This window comes from Polaribacter sp. L3A8 (assembly GCF_009796785.1).
Classification (GTDB): Bacteria; Bacteroidota; Bacteroidia; order Flavobacteriales; family Flavobacteriaceae; genus Polaribacter.
Genome location: NZ_CP047026.1, coordinates 463,137 through 482,687 on the forward strand (window position 1 = coordinate 463,137; position 19,551 = coordinate 482,687).

A 19,551-nucleotide genomic window follows, 5' to 3' on the forward strand; every position below is an offset into this window, starting at 1 on the left:
TACCCTCTTTTTAGACTACTATTTATTGGGGTGTATTTTTTACCTTTGATACAAACTAAAGATACTAAATTATGAGTATTATCGTAGCCACCAATTTTTCTAAGTTATCTGAAAATGCAGTTTTATATGCAGCGGCATTAGCCCAAGAATTTAATACTAAATTAGTGTTATTTAACACCTTTAGATTACCTGTGCATGTTGCAAACAGTAGATTGCCTGCTTCTTCTGTTGATCAGTTTTTTCAAATAAATAAAAACAAATTAAAAGAGAATGCTTTAAAAATAAGTAAAGAATTTAATATAGAAGTAACTTATAAAAGCAGTTATACCAATTTAGAGGAAGAAGTAGATTATTTAATGAAACTGTATGCAGCACGTTTTATTGTTATTGGGATGTCTCCTAAATCTTTAGAACAAAATTTACTTGGTAACCCCACAACTACCTTAATTAGTATGAAAGAATTTCCGGTATTGGCAATTCCTCTTTGTGCTAAGTTTAAGGGGATTAAAAACATCCTTTTTGCCTGTGATTTACTAGAAGGTGTTCCGTTAAAAACGTTGGCAAAATTACGTCAGGTTTCTCTTAGTTTAAAAGCATCTGTTACTGTTTTTTATGTTGATAAAAAAGTAGAAGAGTTGCAAACAGAAATGAATCCTAATTTAGATAAGCAACTAGAAGACGTTACCCTTTTGTATAAAAATGTAAAATCTAATTCGGTTATAGATGCCATAGAAGCAGAAGTAAAAAAATCGAATTCAGATCTTTTAGTAATGATGCCCAAAAGGTATGGTTTCTGGGAATCTATCCTTCATAAAAGTAAAACAAGAATGATGGCTTCTGGCTTAAATATTCCTTTACTTTCTATTCCTATTAATAATTAGTGAACCTTTTTTATTAACTATTTAAATCCCCTTTTTAGACCAATAATATGTATCTCAATTTGATCTGTATTATTTTATTTCATATATTAAATACCCCAATTTCAATTTAAAAAACGATCAACTTGGTCGTTTTTTGTTATTATATTCTCTAAAATAATTATAACGGATAAATTTGTCCGTTATAAAAATAGTAATATATTTGCAGTATCAAATAAAAGGAAAAATATGTTTTCAAAAACTTGTGAATACGGTCTTAGAGCAGTGCTATTTATAGCAGAACAAAGCTCGAATGAAAAGAAGGTGAGTATGAGTACAATATCACAAGAAATAAACTCTCCACAAGCTTTTACGGCTAAAATTCTACAACAACTTACCAGAAATAAGATTGTTAAATCTGTAAAAGGACCCTACGGAGGTTTTACAATTGAAACAGAAAAGATGGACACCAAATTAAGTGAAATTGTAAGTATTTTAGACGGAGATTCTATTTATGTTGGCTGTGGTTTAGGACTTAAACAATGTGATGCAAATTCACCTTGCCCGCTTCATTTTAAATTTGTTGATATTCGTGATAATTTAAAAAATATGTTAGAAAACACTTCTATAAAATCTATTTTAAATGATATGACTTTAGGAGGATTAATATTAAAACGCTAAAAATTTAATTCAATAAAAGATATAAAGGTCTTTTAGTTACTTATAAAACAATTAAAACAAAAATTATGAAATCAGCATCTTTAACAGAAAACCTTGACTACGGAGAAGACAAACCTGCAGTAACCGTTTTATTAAAAACAGCAACCACAAAAGAAATACGAATCCTTATGAAAAAAGGACAACAAATGAAAGAACACAAAGCACCGTTTCCTATTGTTATAGAATTATTTGAAGGGAGCATCGATTTTGGAGTAGAAGGAGAAAAACAAGTATTAAAAAAAGGAGATTTAATTGCGTTAGACGCAAGTGTTCCTCACGATTTATATTGTAAAGAAGATTGCATAATTAGACTTACAGTTTCGGTAGCAGACAGTGTACAGAGAGTAAAAGACGTAGTATAATTTATAATAATAACAGAGAGATGAAAAAAGTTTGGATCGCATTTGCTAGTGTAGTAACCCTTTCCTTTATAGTACTTATATGGGTAGGTACAGAAGTATATCAAACACAACCGCCTATACCAGAAACCGTTATCATACAAGAAACCGGAGAAATATTTTTAACCAAAGCAGACATACAAATTGGACAGAATGTTTGGGAATCTATTGGAGGAATGGAAGTAGGTTCTATTTGGGGACATGGTAGTTATGTTGCACCAGATTGGTCTGCAGATTGGATACATAAAGAAGCCGTATTTATGTTGAATGCCTGGGCTAAAAAAGATTTTAATTCAACCTACGAAAATTTAGACGTAGAAAATAAAGCTGCTTTAAAAGCGCGTTTAATTAAACATGTTAAAACGAATACTTATAATGCAAAAACAGGTAGTATTACAATTTCTAAAGATCGTTATGCAGCTATCTTAGAAAATTATAAACATTATTCAGATATCTTTTCTAATGGATATGAAAAGTATGCAATTCCTAAGGGAGCTTTAGTAGACACTACTAAATTAGCTCAATTAAATGCTTTTTTATTCTGGACTTCTTGGGCAGCAAGTACCAACAGACCAGAAAAAGACTATACCTATACTTCTAATTGGCCTCACGAACCTTTAATTGATAATACAATTACACCAGATTCTCAAATTTGGTCAGGGTTTTCTATTGTACTTTTATTATTATTTATTGGAGGATTAACCTATTATTATATTCGTAATCATGAAAAAGGTGAAGCTGTAAAACACCCTGAAAATGATCCTTTAGACACATTAGTATTTACAAGATCCCAAAAAGCAGTATTAAAATACTTTATTGTAATTTCATTATTAATCGCTTTACAAGTTGTTTTAGGAGCTTTAACGGTACATTATACCGTAGAAGGGCAAGCATTTTTTGGCTTTGATTTATCTAGTTTTCTTCCGTATTCAATTACCAGAACTTGGCACACACAATTGGCTGTTTTTTGGATTGCTGCAACATGGTTAGCAACAGGATTGTTTTTAGCACCAATGATTAGTGGTAAAGAAATGAAGTATCAAGTATTCGGAATCAATTTTCTATTCATAGCGTTATTACTTATTGTATTAGGTTCTATGATGGGCGAGTGGTTAGGTGTACATCAATTTTTAGATTTAACAACCAATTTCTTCTTTGGTCATCAAGGATATGAATACATGGACCTAGGTAGATTCTGGCAAATATTCTTAGCAATCGGTTTGGTTTTATGGGTACTTATGGTAGGTAGACACGTAGTGTTTGCTATTAAGAAAAATGATGATTCTAAACATTTATTAATTATTCTTTTAATATCTGTAATTGCCATTGGTATGTTTTTCTTCTCTGGCTTAATGTATGGAGAAAACAGTAGCTTGCCTGTAATTAATTATTGGAGATGGTGGTTGGTACACCTTTGGGTAGAAGGTTTTTTCGAAGTTTTTGCAACCGTTATTATTGCATTTATTTTCTTAAGAATGAAAATTTTATCAGCAAAAACAGCAGGAAAAGCATCTATTGCTTCTGCAACGATCTTTTTAGCAGGTGGAATTATTGGAACCTTACATCATTTATATTATTCTGGTACACCTGTGCAAGCAATTGCTTTAGGAGCTACATTTAGTGCTTTAGAGGTTGTACCGTTAACTTTAATGGGCTTTGAAATTCGTGAAAACTGGAACCTTTTAAAATCTAATGAATGGATGCAAAAATACAAATGGCCAATATTTTTCTTTATTGCTGTTGCATTTTGGAACATGGTAGGTGCAGGTGTATTTGGTTTCTTAATTAACCCACCAATTGCATTGTATTATATTCAGGGATTAAATACCACAGCAGTACATGCGCATACCGCTTTATTTGGTGTGTACGGTTTATTAGGAATGGGCTTTATTATTATCTGTTTACGTTTTTATTCAGACAGAGTTTGGAGTTCTGTAAAATTAAAAAGAGCTTTTTGGTTGTTAAATATTGGTTTAGTTGCCATGGTGTTTTTAAGTATGTTACCCGTAGGTTTAATACAAGCGTATACATCAATTACAAAAGGATATTCTTTTGCTAGAGATGCCGAATTATTGTATTCGCCAACAGTACAAACGTTTAAATGGATGCGTATGATTGGTGATGTTATATTCTCTGGAGGTATCTTTTACTTTTGTTGGTTTACCATACAAGAAACTATTTATTGCATCAAAAAGAAAAATTAAGTTTAAATGTATAAATAATCTGCACAAGCTAAATTTCGGTTTGTGCGGATTTAATATTTTATAAAATGAAAGAAATAGAAAATAGAGAAGATATTTACGTATTGGTTACTACTTTTTACGATGCTATTAGAAAAAATGACCTTTTAGGACCTATTTTTAATCATCATTTAAGTAAAGAGCAATGGCCGCCACACTTAGAAAAATTAACTGATTTTTGGGTAACAGCCTTATTAGGTGATGTTTGTTTTAAGGGAAGCCCTAGCAAAGCGCATTTAAAAGTAGACAAGTTTCTAAATCATACTATGAGTCAAGTTCACTTTGGAAAATGGTTAGAAATTTGGTTTACAACCATAGATTTTTTATATAAAGGAGAAATAGCGCAAAGAGCCAAAGACGCTTCTAGAAGAATGGCTACGGGGCAATATTTATATGTTTTTAAAAATAGAGAGACAGCATAAATTAGTTTTTTTTATTATAAACGTAACGTGACATTTATCAGTAAGTTTTTTTTAGAGTTACAGTAGTTTTGCTATATAAAAACCAGCTTTTGCTAAACTAATTATAATGAAAACTATAAAATACTTTCTTCTTATTACTTTAATTTTTATGTCTAGTTTTAGCTATGCTCAAAGCAATAAACTAAAATTAAATTTAGATGAAACAGGTAAAACCTATGTAAAGGCTTCTGTTAGAATGCAATTGTGGGCTAGATACATGAACACCAATCCAGGTACTACTATAAATAACGAAGTTGCCAATAATGTATTTGATGTATCTCTTAGAAGGTTAAGAATGGGAGTTTCTGCACAATTAACACCTAAATTATATGTATACTCTTTGTTTGGTGGTAATAATATGAATAGCAAATCTGAAAAAGATTTTAAGTTTGGTGTTTTAGATTTATATGCAGAATATGAGTTTGCAAAAGAATTTGCTTTAGGTTTTGGAGAGTCTGGTTGGGACGGTTTAAACCGATGGAATGTAAGAAGCAGTAAATCTTTAATGGCTGTTGATGCTCCGTTGTATTCGTTATTAACGGTAAATAAAAATGATGATATTGCTCGTGGACTAGGTATCTGGGCAAAAGGACAAATACATAAATTCGATTATATTTTATCGTTAAAAAATCCTATTCAATATGGAGTTACGGCAACGGAAGGCAAAGTAGATTATGCAATTAATAAACCTAGAAAAAGAATTTCTGGCTATGTAAAATATGAGTTTCTACACAATGAAAGTAACAAATCTGCTTATAGTGGAGGAACAGGAACCTATCTAGGAACAAAGAATATTTTAAACCTCGGTGCTGGTTTTATGAACCAACCTAAAATGACTTCGCAATTGGTAAATGGTATCGAAAAATATTACGATTTTAAAAATTGGGCAGTAGATGTGTTTTATGATGTTCCTTTAAATAAGGATAAAAGAACTGCAATTACTACATATTTAGGATACAATCAGAATGATTTTGGTCCAAATTATATTAGAAATGTTGGCGCTAATGATATTACTTCTGGCGGAACTTCTTTTAATGGAAGTGGTAATGATTTTCCGATGATGGGTACGGGAAACACAACCTTTTTTCAATTAGGATATTTACTAGCTAAAGGAAAGAAAAGTTATCAATTACAACCTAATATTGCTATACAATATTCAGATTTTGAAGCGTTAGATGATGCCATGGTGGTGTATGATTTAGGGATAAATTGTTTCTTTAAAGGACACAGTAATAAATTGAGTTTAGGGTATCAAAATAGACCTGTTTATCAAAATATAAATAATGAACTTAAGGTTGATGAACGCAAAGGAATGTTCGTATTACAATATCAAATAGAAATAAATTAATCACTTAATAATTTTATAGATTGATAGGTAACAGTATTAGAATAAATTAGTTTAATAGTTAGTTCGCCATTATTTATCAACTAAACTTTCTAGCGCATAAAATAACCGATTTGCAGCATTTTCTTGCGACCCGAAAATAGAACGATACAATTCTCCTTTTTCAGTAATTAATAGCCACTGTGGAGTTCCTTCGGATTTAAATTGATCGTAAACTTTGTGGTTTTTATCAATATAAATAGGAAACGGATTTTCGCCACTCGTAAAAATACTTTTAATATTCTTTTTATTTCCTTCTCTGTTTATAAAATCGGCATGAATACCAGCCACTTGAATTGATGGATATTTCTGTTGAAAATCATAAGCCAACGGAATAGCACGTCCTGTACACCCCAAACAGTCATTGTTGTAAATAATAAGTAATAAAATTTTATTTTTATAAGCGCTCATTAAATCTACAGGTAATTCTTCTAAATCTAAAACTGGTATGGATTGTATTAATTTATTCATCTAATTTTTTTGCTTTTAAAGCGATATACAAATTTAGTGTTTCGTTACTTATATTAACAAAACATTATCTTAAAAGCGCACTACTTTCTGTAATTTTGTTGCTGTAAAAAAGATTTTATATTTATCATATAACTATTGATTAAAAGTATTATGAAAACTGAAAATACAGCGTATTCTATTTTAGACCTTGCCTTGGTTTCTAAAGATCATACTTTAAAAGAAACCTTTAATAATGTATTAAAATTGGCACAAAATGCCGAAACATTTGGGTACACACGGTATTGGTTGGCAGAACATCATAACTCTACAAATATTGGTAGTATTGCTACTTCTATTTTAATTGGGTATGCTGCACAAGGCACCAAAACACTTCGTATAGGTTCTGGCGGAATTATGTTACCCAATCATTCACCTTTAATTGTTGCAGAACAATTTGGAACCTTAGGTTCTTTATATCCGAATAGAATAGATTTAGGTTTGGGGAGAGCCCCCGGAACGGACAGAGAAACTGCACAAGCCATTCGTTCTGATTTTATGGAAGCTGCGCAATCTTTTCCGAATGAAATAGAAAAGATTCAAACCTATTTTTCTGTAGAAAATAAACATGCTAAAGTAAGAGCTACCGTTGCAGAAGGAGTAGATGTGCCTCTTTATATTTTAGGTTCTAGTACGGATAGTGCACATTTAGCTGCCAAAAAAGGATTTCCTTATGCATTTGCGAGTCATTTTGCAACCACCCATTTATGGGATGCTTTGGCTATTTATCGTAAAGAATTTAAACCTTCGGATGTTTTACAAAAACCGTATACAATTTTAGGTGTAAATATTATTATTGCAGATACCGATGAAGAGGCTGACAATTTATCAACCTCATTAATTAGGATGATTGTTGGTTTGTTTACGGGTAAACGAGATTTTGTGCAACCACCAACTGCCATGACGGAATATTATAAAGAGATATTACAAAATCCACAAGTGCATCAAATGCTGAAATATTCTTTTATAGGTAGCAAAGCAACTGTAAAAGCGCAAGTAAAGGAGTTTTTAGCACAAACACAAGCAGACGAATTGATTGCCGTAACTAATATATATGGTATTAATGATAGAATACGATCTTATAAATTGTTTGCAGAAATTATGAAAGAGTTGAATTCTTAATGAATCAGCAACGAATCAAAGTAATTATCAAATCTCTCATTGTCCGTTAGAGCGCAGTCGAGAACTATTGAATTGCTAACATAAGTTTCGACTCCACTCAACCAAACATTTTGATTTAAGTCTATAGAATCGTTATTCGAATTTTATGACATTCTATAGTTGTGATTATATCTAACAACGATTGTCGTCTTAATAAATAGCCTATAAGCCATTTTAAAAGTATATTTACGTGTATTTTAGAGTTTAAATAAATGATCCCAATACCTATAAATTACAGTGAACAACTTTCTAAACTAAATGTAAACATTCCTATAAACTTAGTGTTATCGGGAGGCGGCATTAAATGTGCTGCACATTTGGCAGTGATTGAAAAAATTGAAGAATTAGGCTTGCAAATAAATGCTATTTCTGGGAGTAGTGGAGGCGCTTTGGTTGCCTCATTATATGCTTCTGGTATTTCTACGCAAGAAATTTTAGAAATCTTTAAAAGAACGAGTCTATTTAAGTTTTCCTTCTTTAGCATGACAAAAGCAGGAATCTTTGATACTTTTTTATTCAAATCGATTATAGAAAATAAAATAAAAGATAAATTTAGAGATTTAAAAATTCCAATTTACATTACTGCCTCTAACATGCAAAGTGGTAAACCTCGTTATTTTAGTAAAGGGAAGTTATTGAAACCTGTATTGGCTTCTTGTGCGATTCCTGGTATTTTTACGCCTATTATCATCAATAAAACATTGTATTCCGATGGCGGAATTTTAGATAATTTCCCTATTAAACCCTTTCTAAAATCAGGTTTACCCATTGTAGGCAGTTATGTAGCTGAACCTGCTACTAAAACTCCTTTACAATTAAATTCTACTTTTAAGGTAATTGCACATGCAACTTATTTAAAAGCACATGCAGCAGAAAGTTTTAAGTTTGCAGCCACAAAAATGACGGTTAGTTTCCCGTTGTCTGAGTATTCTGGATTGGATAATAAAGATTCAGAGAAAATCTATACTATTTGTAAATTGTATCTAGATGGGCTTTAATTCATTCTCTTTTACTCAGTAGCAACCTCAACCCCGACATATTATAATTTTAGTAGCAATTCAAAAGATATGGAGCGGCAAGTGTCCAAAGAGCTTTTGCGGTCTGGACACGATAGTGTAATATCTTGTAGAATTCAATAAAATTATCAGAAGTCTAGATTTTTGTTTCTTTTCATCAATGGAAAAGAACAATGGAAGTAAATTTAAAAGCAAGAAAATAAATTATTGAGTTTCGCTTTTGTTCAGTAGTATAAGTATTCTGGTTTTGTTAATAAAGATTCAGAAGATATTTAAAATATTGGTAAATTGTATTTGGATGGAGTAATTTGATATTCTTAGTTTCGTTGCTTTTAATTTTCGTTTTTTTTACTAAAAATTAGTTTAATCCTTGTTGAAAATGATTAGACATAAAGAAATATATAATGTAAGAGCATAATAAAACAAAAATTTCTTTGTTTAAAAGTGAAAAAATGTTTAATTTACATAGTTAAAATCTAAATCAAAATTGAAACATAAAATCAAACCAAAAATTAAAGCTGTAGATTTCTTTTGTGGAGGAGGAGGTATGAGTTATGGTATGCAAAAATCTGGTATTCAGGTTTTAGCAGGAGTTGATTATGAAGAAAACTGTAGAGCTACTTATGAAGCTAATATCAAAAAAGCCAAATTCATAAAGGCGGATGTTTTTGAATTAAAAGAAGAAGAATTAGAAAAAACTCTAAAATTAAAACGTAATGATGACGAATTATTACTTATAGGTTGCAGTCCTTGTCAATTTTGGAGTATTATTAATACAGATAAAAACAAATCTCAGAAATCAAAAAACTTATTAGTTGAGTTTGAAAGATTTGTTAAATATTTTAATCCTGGTTATGTTGTGGTTGAAAATGTACCAGGAGTTCTTCGTAAAAAAGGTGAAAGTGGCTTAGAAAAATTTATAAATTGGCTAGAAAAAAACAACTATAAAGTTCATTTTGATATTCACAATACATCTGAATATGGTGTCCCTCAAAATAGAAAGCGATTTACTTTAATTGCTAATAGAATTACTGATACTGAGTTAGAGCCCATAAAGGCGAATACAAAATTAACAGTAAGAGATGTTATTGGTGAAGAAAATGGCTTTTATAAAATTAAGGCTGGCCATAAAGATTTAACTGACTTTAATCACTCAGTTCCTAACGTTAGTGAATTAACGTTAAAACGTTTAGAAAGAGTAGAAAAGGATGGAGGTAATCGTTTAAGTTTTGCAAATGATAAAAATCTTCAATTAAATTGCTTTATAGATAGGGATACTTCTTTTAAAGATACATTCGGGAGACTTTGGTGGGATAAACCTTCACCAACTATTACTACAAAATTTTTTAGTGTTTCTAATGGACGTTTTGTTCATCCGGAGGAGAATAGAGCGTTGTCAATTAGAGAAGGTGCTACACTGCAATCATTTCCTAAAGATTATAAGTTTATAGGAACAAGCATGGGAAGTTTAGCTAGGTTAATTGGTAATGCAGTACCACCTGAATATGCAAAACGAGTAGGACAAGCAATAATTCAAAATCATAAGAATGCAATTTAGAACCAAAGCAAGAGCAGTAGATTTACTCGGAAAAGGACAAATTGCAGATTTACCTACAGCAATTACAGAGTTATGGAAAAATGGTTATGATGCCTATGCTGATAACTTAACGGCTGAAATTTATTTAGATACTTATAAAGACGTTGATTCCCCATTGTTTGTTATGACAGATGATGGAAAAGGAATGTCTAGAAATGATATTTTTGAAAAATGGTTAGTACTTGGTACCGACTCTAAAAGTAGAGCTACACTAGAAGAAAAAGAAAGTGAAGAAACACTTTGGAAAAAACCAAGGATCAAAGCAGGAGAAAAAGGTATAGGAAGATTGTCTGTAGCATTTCTTGGTAACCCAATGTTAATGCTGACTAAAAAACAAGGACATCCTTTACAGGCACTATTCTTTGATTGGAGATTACTAGAAAACTATAATCTATTCTTAGACGATGTAGATATACCTGTTGAAGACATTGAAAATATTAATGAATTAACTTTTAAATTTGAAAAGTTAAAAGAAACATTTCTTAAAAATTTTGATAAAGAAAACGACACAGATGGCAATTATATTTGGGAAGAAAAACAATTAGGATTAAGAAGAGATATTGAATACTCTATTATTAAGTCCAAAATCCCTGATTTTTTATCAGAAAAACTACTTGTTGATTTAATAGATATTGAAAATGGTCATGGAACAAAATTTATTGTCTTTGAACCTATTGAACAAATAGTTGACTTAACTAAAAATGATGAAGATGGTCTTGAAGATAGACAATTCGTAATTTCAAGTTTATCTGGGTTTACTAATGATTTTAAAAAAGATAATAGTATAATAAAAACCTCAATTCCAATTCATAAAGAAATTAATCAGGAGTATGATTTTTTAACTTCAGAAGGAAAGTTTTTTACATCTAATGATTATGATTTAGCTGATATAATTATTGAAGGTGAGTTTAATGGAACTGGAAAGTTTGATGGAAAATTAAAGATATATGATGAAATAATAGATTACACATTTATTAATCCTAGGAAAAATGATTCGAGAAATGATTATGGAAATGTTTCTATCAAGCTAGGTTATAATCAAGGTAAAGAAAACGAATCCATTCAAAATGAAATATCTTATGAAAGTATAAAGAAAAAAGTAAAAAATTATGGAGGCCTATATATTTATCGTGACGATTTTAGAGTTCTTCCATACGGTAGACCTAATGCGGATTTTCTAAGATTTGAAGAGAGACGTTCAAAAAGAGCAGGTTCATACTATTTTTCATATAGAAGAATGTTCGGATATTTAGGATTAACCAGGAATGAAAATTTTAAATTAAAAGATAAATCAAGTAGAGAAGGTTTAATTAATAATGGAGCCTATAGAGCTTTTGAAAGTGATTTAATTCATTTCTTCAAAGATTTAGCTAATGAGTATTTTTCCGATAAACCAAAAAACAGTTTGTTTAGAGATAAAATGGCTCAATTAAAAGAACAGAGCGAGGCTATAAAAAAAGACAATAAAAGAGCCACAGAAGAGAAAAAGGCATTTACTAAGTCATTAAGAGAATACCCTGAAAAATTTGAAAAATATCAAACTGAATATCAATATATTTTAGAACAGTTAGAAGAAAAAACAAACGCATCTAATGTTCTGTACTCAGATATTGAAAGTTTACTTGATAGATTACACACTCTTGATATAGAATTTAAAAATTTAGTTCCTAGAATACCAAAAAGATATAAACCAACCGACACTCAACTAGACCGTTTAGATAAGTATGAAGATAAATTATTAGGCTTCAACGAAACTATTAAGAAAGATAGTGCTCAATTAATGACTAAGGTTCAAGAAAAACTTGAAGTCAAAGAATTGAAAGTGGAGTTTACTAAGAGTTATCAAAAATATAATGGCACACTTGAAAAGATTATAACCGAAAATAGAATCCAATTAAAAACTAAATACGATAGTTTGTTGAAGGATTTTTCATTTCGCTCAAGAAGAGTTATTGATGAATTAAATTTTGAAAAAGATAAGATAGTCAACTCAATAGATTCTAAAGAAAGTGTACTAATTGAATCTGAAAAATTAGCTTCAAAATTTGAATTTTTAAGAGATCAAATAAATAAAGAATTATCTCCGTTAGTTGAGCACTTAAGTAAATTAAGTTTTGATATAGATGAAGAATTAGTTCAAGGAGCTTATAAAGCCGAATACGACACCATCAAATATAAGTGGGAACAAACTAGAGAAACTGCACAATTAGGTGTTGCTGTTGAAATTATAGACCACGAGTTCAATCAGTTGTATGCTAAAATAAACAGTTCTATTGATAAATTAAGTGAAGTCAATCTCTTTACGGATGTAGAACAATTTAATTTTTTGAAGCAAAATTTCAAGCAATTAGAAGACAAATATGATTTGCTATCACCATTATATAGAATATCTGGAGTTGTACCTAAGAATGTTTCTGGCTTAGATATCTCTAAATATTTATTAAAATTCTTTGATAGAAGAATTGAAGATTACAAAATAAATTTCCATTCTACTGAAGCATTTAAAAATTTCTCTTTAACAATTAAAGAACCAATTATCCACACGGTATTTATAAACATAATTAACAACGCAATTTACTGGATGCGCAACAAAGAACATCGTGAAATTTTATTAGATTATTATAATGAAACTAACGAAATAGTTATTTGTAATTCAGGATTAAAAATTGAGAATCATCGATTAGATAAAATATTTGATATGTTTTATTCTAACAGACCAAACGGTAGAGGGATAGGTTTATATCTTTCTAAACAAAGTCTAAATGAAAGTAATTTAGATATATATGCTACTAATGACAAAGAATACAATGTACTTAGTGGTGCTTGTTTCGTTATAAAACCTTTAAGTTAATGAGTAAAGAAAGCTACAAAGCAAAGGCAAATTCGATATTAAGTAAGGCTATTAAGTCAGTAGTCTTTGTAGATGAAAAAGCAGCGGATGTATTTACTGTTCCTGATATGAAAATAGATGAAAATAAGCTATCAGTGGAACTTTACAAAGGGTTTAGAAATTTGGGGATATCCTTATCAATAGATAAGTTTGATTCGAATAAAATTGAAGATAAAAAATATCATGATTTTTTATTTAAAAAAAGAGATTTAGTTTTACTTGATTGGAAATTAGATGATAAATCTGGGGAAGAATATTCATTAAAATTATTATCAGAAGTAGTTAAATCAAATAACATACATTTTTGCTCAATTTATACGTCTGAACCAGATACAGATAATATAATTAACAATATTGGTTCTTATTTCTCTGGTTTTGATAAAAACAAATATGAAGAAATATTAGAGGATTTAGGAGTATACAATGGTATTGATAAAATTATAGATAAAATCTCTTTAGATGAAATTGGTTCTAATGCTCGTTTATATAGAGATTTAATTGATATAGACAGTGCTTTACCTGATGAAATAAAAAAACTTACTGCTACTAAAAACATTGGATGCGCATTAGTTTATGTCAAGTTAGCTTTTATGAATTTAGTTGCTTCAGATATCGCTTTAGATATGGATATTAAAATTGACAGAGCTAATAAAATTTTATCAATAAACAACACAATAGTTACAATAATTAATAAATCAGATAATTCGGCATCAGGAATTCTAGATAAAATTATAACTCATTTGGTTGATAATGATGACTGCTTTATGAAATTATTAGGCTTGGATATGCAAAATAATTTTTCTGAAAACAATTCATTTATTTCACCAGCTGTTTTATCTATTGATACTAAAGCATTACTGTTTCATCACGATCAACTTGTTAAGTCGGAAGACCCTCAAACAAAAGAAGATTTCAGATTTTTTATCAATAGAATATTGTTAGAACAAACAAAGTTGAATTTATCAAATTCAAAATTAGAAATTATTGATGATGATTTTTTAAAATCACTGAGTAGAGTCGATGATACTAAAGAAATTACCAATGATTTATTTTTATTAAATACATTCTACAACGGTAGAATTTTAGAACATCAAAATTTAAATTTTGGAGATATATTTTTTGGTAGTGACAATGAATATTATTTGTGTATCACAGCCCTTTGTGATTGTTTAAATCCTACCGATAATATCAATAATTCTTATTTCTTTGTTAAGGGTGTTAAAAACACAAATAAAGAAGAATGTTTAGAAGCTGGTGAAGGAGGTTTTAAGTCGTATATTTCTAAGGATACATGTATTGAATGGACAAAAGGAGAATATATAAAGCCTTTTCAATTATATATAGAAAATCCAAATATTACAACTGGGGAATTACTATCTAAACGATTCAAAGAAGGAAGTGTTACAAATTTAAAATTAGAGTACAAATTCACTTTAAAAGATAATTATGCTCAAAGAATTGCTAATCATGCATTCAATCATCCGTTAAGAGTTGGAGTTGATTTTGTAAAAATATAGGTGAATATTAATTCATTGTATTTTGTGCTTTTATCAAATCTCTCATCCATAAAACAACCGCTTTCGTATAGTCAATTCTACCAAACGTCTATTACCTTTTTATAAGATAGTATATAATTTCACCTTTGATGTGTTCAATTAAAACACTCAAAAAAATGAAATTATATATCCTCATTCTTAGCGTCCTATTTGTGCAGTTTTCTTTTGCACAAGAAGTAGCTACAAATTCGGCATCTAAAGTTTGGTCTTTGCAAGATTGCATCGAATATGCTTTAGAAAACAATATTACAGTTAAAGATGCAGCACTTACTAAAAACATTGCTGAAATAGATTATAACAAAGCAAAATCATCTCGATTGCCAAATTTATTTGGAAGTGCTTCACAAAGTTTTTCTAACGGAAATACAATAGATCCAATTACAAGTAGCTATGTTACAGATCAAATACACAGTACAAATGTGGGGATTAATAGTTCTATGACCTTGTTTCAAGGAAATCAAATTACCAATCAAATAGCACAAAATAAAATTTTATTTGACCAAAGTGTTTTTGAAGAAGAAGTAGCTCAAAATAACATTGTTTTAAATATTTTAGAAATCTATTTACAAACATTGTATAGCAAAGAAAGTATTACCATTACAGAAAATAACTTGTTAGCTTCTGAAACAGAAGTACAAAGAGCAAAATCTCGTTTAGATGCAGGAACCATTGCTTTAAACGATTATACAGAAGCCCAAAGTCAGGCAGCTACCAACAAATACAATGTTATTTCTGCTAAGAATGATTATCAACAATACATTATTGCATTGAAACAATTATTAGAATTATCACCAATGGAAACTATAGAAATAGAAACCATTGATGAAAATATGGATTTAGTAAATCTAGAATTGAACAAGCTAGAGGTGTATCAAAAAGCGTTAGGTATTTTACCAGAAATACAATCTAGTAACTTAACTATTGAAGCAAGTAAGAAAGAATTAGACATTGCAAAAGGAGGATTTTTACCAACACTGGCTTTATCAGGAAGTTTAGGTTCTGGATATACGAGCATCAATACAAATACATTTTCAGATCAGTTTGATGTGAATTTCAATCAGAAATTAGGGTTGTCATTAACGATTCCGATTTTTAATAGAAATCAAACTAAAAGTGCGGTACAAACGGCAACCATCAACATAGAAAAAGCAGAAATACAAAAGTTATCTACAGAAAAAGAAGTGTATAGAAAGGTAGAAACAGCATATCAAAATGCATTGTCTGCACAAGAGCAAGTAATTGCTGCAGAAGCCTCTAAAGTAGAGGCTGAACAATCTTATAAACTGGCACAAAAAAAATACGAATTAGGTGCTTTAAGTACTACAGATTTAGTGATTAGTCAAAATACGTTTACCAATGCACAACAAAACTATTTGCAATCTAAATACTTAAATATTTTATACCATCAATTATTACAATTTTACCAAGGAAACGACATCAAACTTTAATACAAGAACTCATGAAAAAAAATAAAAACATAATCATCATAAGCATTGCAGTTGTTGTACTTGCTATTATAGGATACTCTTTTATAAATGGCGATGATGCTGTTGTTATAGAAGCAAAAACTGTGCTAACAAAAAAAGAAAACGTAACTACTATGGTTACTGCAACCGGAACCATAGAACCAATTACGCAAGTACAAGTAGGGACACAAGTATCTGGAGTTGTAGAAAAAATATATGTAGATTATAATAGTATTGTTAAAGAAGGTCAGTTAATTGCAGAGTTGGATAAAACCAATTTGAATACTTCTAAAACACAGGCACAAGCAGCGTATGACAATGCCGTAAGTCAAAGAAATTACATGAAAACAATTTTTGACAGACAAGAAAGTCTATACAATAATCAGGTAATTAGTAAAGCAGATTTTGATGAGGCAACTTACAATTATCAAACGGCAAAAGGGACAGTAACACAACGTTATTCTGATTTGCAACAGGCAAAAACCAATTTAGGGTATGCTAATATTTATTCGCCAATAGACGGAGTTGTTTTGTCTAGAGCTATTGATGAAGGGCAAACGGTTGCGGCAAGTTTAAGTACGCCAACACTATTTACCATTGCACAAGATTTAAAAGAAATGCAAGTAGAAGCAGATGTAGATGAAGCAGATATTGGACAAGTTAAAAATGGACATAGAGTAGAATTTACAGTGGATGCTTACATTGGTGAAACTTTTGAAGGTGTTGTAACGCAAGTAAGACTAGACCCAACTGTTACTTCAAATGTAGTGACGTATACGGTTGTAATTAAGGCAGATAACCCAGACTTAAAACTAAAACCAGGCTTAACAGCAACCATTTCTATTTTTACTTTAGAATTAAATAATGTGTTAACTGCAGAGGCAAAAGCAATTAACTTTAAACCAGAAAGAGAAACCTTAACAACGTATAATTTACAGCATCAATTAACAGCAAATAAAAGTGAATTATCTAGATCGGAAACAACACTTTGGGTATTAGAAAATAACGGAGCCATTACTAAAAAAGTAGTAAATCTTGGTGCAAGTGATGGTGTTAATGTGCAATTATTAAGTGGAGTATCAGAAGGAGAAAAACTTGTGTATAGTTTAAGTGGCATTAGCAAAGCAGCATCAAAAAAAGAAGGAACTAGCGAAAGCCCGTTTATGCCACAACGTCCCGGAGGGAAGAAAAAATAAAGAGCCATGAGTAAAGAAATCATTAAAATAGAAGATTTAAAACGACAGTTTACCATGGGTACCGAAACGGTGCATGCACTTAGAGGTATTTCATTTGATATAAAAGAAGGCGAGTTTGTTACTATTATGGGATCTAGTGGTTCTGGTAAAAGTACCATGTTAAATATCTTAGGATGTTTAGATCAGCCAACATCTGGTGTGTATGAAATTGATGGCGTATCTGTAAAAGATTTAAGCAGAAATGAACTGGCAACCATTAGAAATGAAAAAATAGGATTCATTTTTCAATCGTACAATTTATTGGCAAGAACATCTGCCATAGAAAACGTAGAGTTGCCGTTATTATACAACAGTAACGTTTCTACAGAAGAACGAAGAGAGCGTGCTATAAAAGCCTTAAAAATGGTTGGTTTAGGAGATCGAATGGATCATACACCTTCTCAACTTTCTGGAGGACAGCAACAGCGTGTGGCTATTGCAAGATCTTTGGTAAATAACCCTGTAATGATTCTTGCTGATGAAGCTACAGGAAACTTAGATACTAGAACGTCTTATGAAATTATGTCCTTATTTCAAGAATTAAATAAACAAGGTATTACGATCACTTTTGTAACACATGAGCCAGATATAGCAACATTTAGTAACAGAACCATTGTATTAAAAGATGGGCATGTTATTAAAGATTATCAAAATGATAATATTCAATCTGCAGCAAACGAATTAGCAAAATTACCTAAACAAGACGATTAGTTATGAGACTATTAAATTTATTTAAAATCGCAACAAAAGCCATCATTCTTAATAAAACAAGAACTTTATTAACCATGCTGGGCATTATTATAGGTGTAGCATCTGTAATTACCATGTTGGCTATTGGAGAAGGATCTAAAGAAAGTATAAGAACAACCATTTCTGCTATGGGTTCTAATATGATTACTATAAAAGCCGGAGCAGATACACGAGGTGGTGTTAGACAAGCAGCAAGTGTTATGGAATCGCTTACTTTGAGTGATTATGAGGCGTTAAAAAAACAATCTACCTTACTAAGTTATAGTACACCAATGGTAAACGGAAACGGACAAGTCATCAACGGATCTAACAACTGGCCAAGTACCATTTATGGTGTAAACCCAGAGTATTTAAAAATTAAAGTAGTTGGTTTACAAAGCGGAAGTATGTTTACAGATTCCGAAGTTAAAACAGCTTCTAAAGTTGCTATAATAGGTCAAACTGTGGTAGATAATGTTTTTCCTGATGGTCAAGAACCAGTGGGACAAATGATTCGTTTTAATAACATTCCCTTTAAAGTAATTGGTGTTTTAGAAGAAAAAGGAGAAAACACCTTTGGTCAAGACCAAGATGATGTAGTAATTGCACCATACACAACGGTTCAAAAACGTATTTTGGCTATAGATCACTTAAATCAAATTATGGCTTCTGCTATTAGTGAAGAAGATGCACCTAATGCCGTGATAGAAGTTTCTGCAATTTTACGTGCGCAACATAAACTAACCGCTACAGAAGATGATGATTTTAGTGTGCGTTCTATGGAAGAATTGATTTCTACTTTTAGTTCTACAAGTGAAATGTTAACCTTACTTTTAGTAGCCGTGGCAAGTATTTCTTTGTTGATTGGAGGTATCGGAATTATGAATATTATGTATGTTTCTGTAAAAGAACGTACCAAAGAAATTGGTTTACGAATGGCAGTAGGAGCAAAGGGAGCAGATATTTTAATGCAGTTTTTAATTGAAGCGATTCTAATAAGTATTACTGGTGGCGTTTTAGGTGTTTTACTAGGCTTAGCATCTACAGTGTTTATAGAAAAATTCTTAAACTGGCCTACAAGTGTTGCTTTGTACTCTATTATAATTTCTTTTGTAGTATGTGCTGTAACAGGTATTTTCTTCGGATGGTATCCTGCGAGAAAAGCATCAGCATTAGACCCGATTACTGCTTTGCGTTATGAGTAATTAGCAAACAAATATTAAATAGTAAATGTGAACTTTACAATGAGAGAACCTAGTTTTTAAAGACTAGGTTTTTTTATTTGTGAAAATTTTGTTAAAAAGAACGGTTTTGATTTACATCCGATTGGTTTT

The 19,551-nt window shown here is 30.6% G+C and carries 16 protein-coding genes; 15 read left to right on the top strand and 1 reads right to left on the bottom strand.

Annotated elements, in window-relative coordinates:
* The first annotated feature begins 71 nt into the window (after positions 1-71).
* The 6 genes from GQR92_RS01585 (at position 72) to GQR92_RS01610 (ending at position 6,024) form a co-directional block, all read left to right on the top strand.
* On the top strand, positions 72-881 hold the full coding sequence (locus GQR92_RS01585; protein WP_158837479.1) for a universal stress protein: 810 nt from the start codon (positions 72-74) through the stop codon (positions 879-881).
* 225 nt (positions 882-1,106) lie between these two features.
* Entirely contained in the window at positions 1,107-1,538 is a 432-nt protein-coding gene (locus tag GQR92_RS01590; protein WP_158837480.1) for an RrF2 family transcriptional regulator, read from the top strand.
* A 65-nt stretch (positions 1,539-1,603) separates the two neighbouring features.
* Positions 1,604-1,939: a cupin domain-containing protein gene (locus GQR92_RS01595; RefSeq protein WP_158837481.1), complete on the top strand. Its 336-nt coding sequence runs from the start codon at positions 1,604-1,606 to the stop codon at positions 1,937-1,939.
* 20 nt (positions 1,940-1,959) lie between these two features.
* Positions 1,960-4,179 (top strand): nitric-oxide reductase large subunit, encoded by a 2,220-nt coding sequence (locus tag GQR92_RS01600; RefSeq protein WP_158837482.1) that lies wholly within the window; start codon positions 1,960-1,962, stop codon positions 4,177-4,179.
* A gap of 65 nt (positions 4,180-4,244) precedes the next feature.
* A complete protein-coding gene (locus GQR92_RS01605) occupies positions 4,245-4,637 on the top strand; it encodes a group III truncated hemoglobin (protein WP_158837483.1) in 393 nt (130 codons plus the stop codon).
* A 106-nt stretch (positions 4,638-4,743) separates the two neighbouring features.
* The gene (locus GQR92_RS01610) at positions 4,744-6,024 is read left to right on the top strand and encodes a porin (RefSeq protein ID WP_158837484.1); all 1,281 of its coding nucleotides are present in this window, start codon (positions 4,744-4,746) and stop codon (positions 6,022-6,024) included.
* A 69-nt stretch (positions 6,025-6,093) separates the two neighbouring features.
* Here the strand turns inward: GQR92_RS01610 and GQR92_RS01615 are convergent, their stop codons facing one another.
* Complete coding sequence (locus tag GQR92_RS01615; protein ID WP_158837485.1) at positions 6,094-6,531, bottom strand: TlpA family protein disulfide reductase; 438 nt, start codon at positions 6,529-6,531, stop codon at positions 6,094-6,096.
* Between the two features lie 150 nt (positions 6,532-6,681).
* On the opposite strand from GQR92_RS01615, the gene GQR92_RS01620 reads away from it, so the two are divergent.
* The 9 genes from GQR92_RS01620 (at position 6,682) to GQR92_RS01660 (ending at position 19,422) form a co-directional block, all read left to right on the top strand.
* Positions 6,682-7,689, top strand: a complete 1,008-nt coding sequence (locus tag GQR92_RS01620; RefSeq protein ID WP_158837486.1) for an LLM class flavin-dependent oxidoreductase — start codon at positions 6,682-6,684, stop codon at positions 7,687-7,689.
* A gap of 251 nt (positions 7,690-7,940) precedes the next feature.
* Positions 7,941-8,726: a patatin-like phospholipase family protein gene (locus tag GQR92_RS01625; RefSeq protein ID WP_158837487.1), complete on the top strand. Its 786-nt coding sequence runs from the start codon at positions 7,941-7,943 to the stop codon at positions 8,724-8,726.
* 505 nt (positions 8,727-9,231) lie between these two features.
* Positions 9,232-10,302 carry a DNA cytosine methyltransferase gene (locus GQR92_RS01630; protein ID WP_199269169.1) on the top strand — a complete coding sequence of 357 codons (1,071 nt, stop codon included), beginning with the start codon at positions 9,232-9,234 and terminating at the stop codon, positions 10,300-10,302.
* The gene (locus GQR92_RS01635) at positions 10,292-13,192 is read left to right on the top strand and encodes an ATP-binding protein (protein ID WP_158837488.1); all 2,901 of its coding nucleotides are present in this window, start codon (positions 10,292-10,294) and stop codon (positions 13,190-13,192) included. Before GQR92_RS01630 ends, GQR92_RS01635 begins: the two co-directional genes overlap by 11 nt.
* Complete coding sequence (locus GQR92_RS01640; RefSeq protein WP_158837489.1) at positions 13,192-14,748, top strand: response regulator receiver domain; 1,557 nt, start codon at positions 13,192-13,194, stop codon at positions 14,746-14,748. The genes GQR92_RS01635 and GQR92_RS01640 overlap by 1 nt, the downstream gene beginning before the upstream one ends.
* Positions 14,749-14,939: 191 nt before the next feature.
* A complete protein-coding gene (locus GQR92_RS01645; protein WP_233269943.1) occupies positions 14,940-16,235 on the top strand; it encodes a TolC family protein in 1,296 nt (431 codons plus the stop codon).
* Positions 16,236-16,246: 11 nt separating this feature from the next.
* Positions 16,247-17,449, top strand: a complete 1,203-nt coding sequence (locus GQR92_RS01650; RefSeq protein WP_158837491.1) for an efflux RND transporter periplasmic adaptor subunit — start codon at positions 16,247-16,249, stop codon at positions 17,447-17,449.
* Between the two features lie 6 nt (positions 17,450-17,455).
* Positions 17,456-18,199 (top strand): ABC transporter ATP-binding protein, encoded by a 744-nt coding sequence (locus GQR92_RS01655; protein WP_158837492.1) that lies wholly within the window; start codon positions 17,456-17,458, stop codon positions 18,197-18,199.
* Between the two features lie 2 nt (positions 18,200-18,201).
* Complete coding sequence (locus GQR92_RS01660) at positions 18,202-19,422, top strand: ABC transporter permease (protein ID WP_158837493.1); 1,221 nt, start codon at positions 18,202-18,204, stop codon at positions 19,420-19,422.
* The last annotated feature ends 129 nt before the right edge of the window (positions 19,423-19,551 follow it).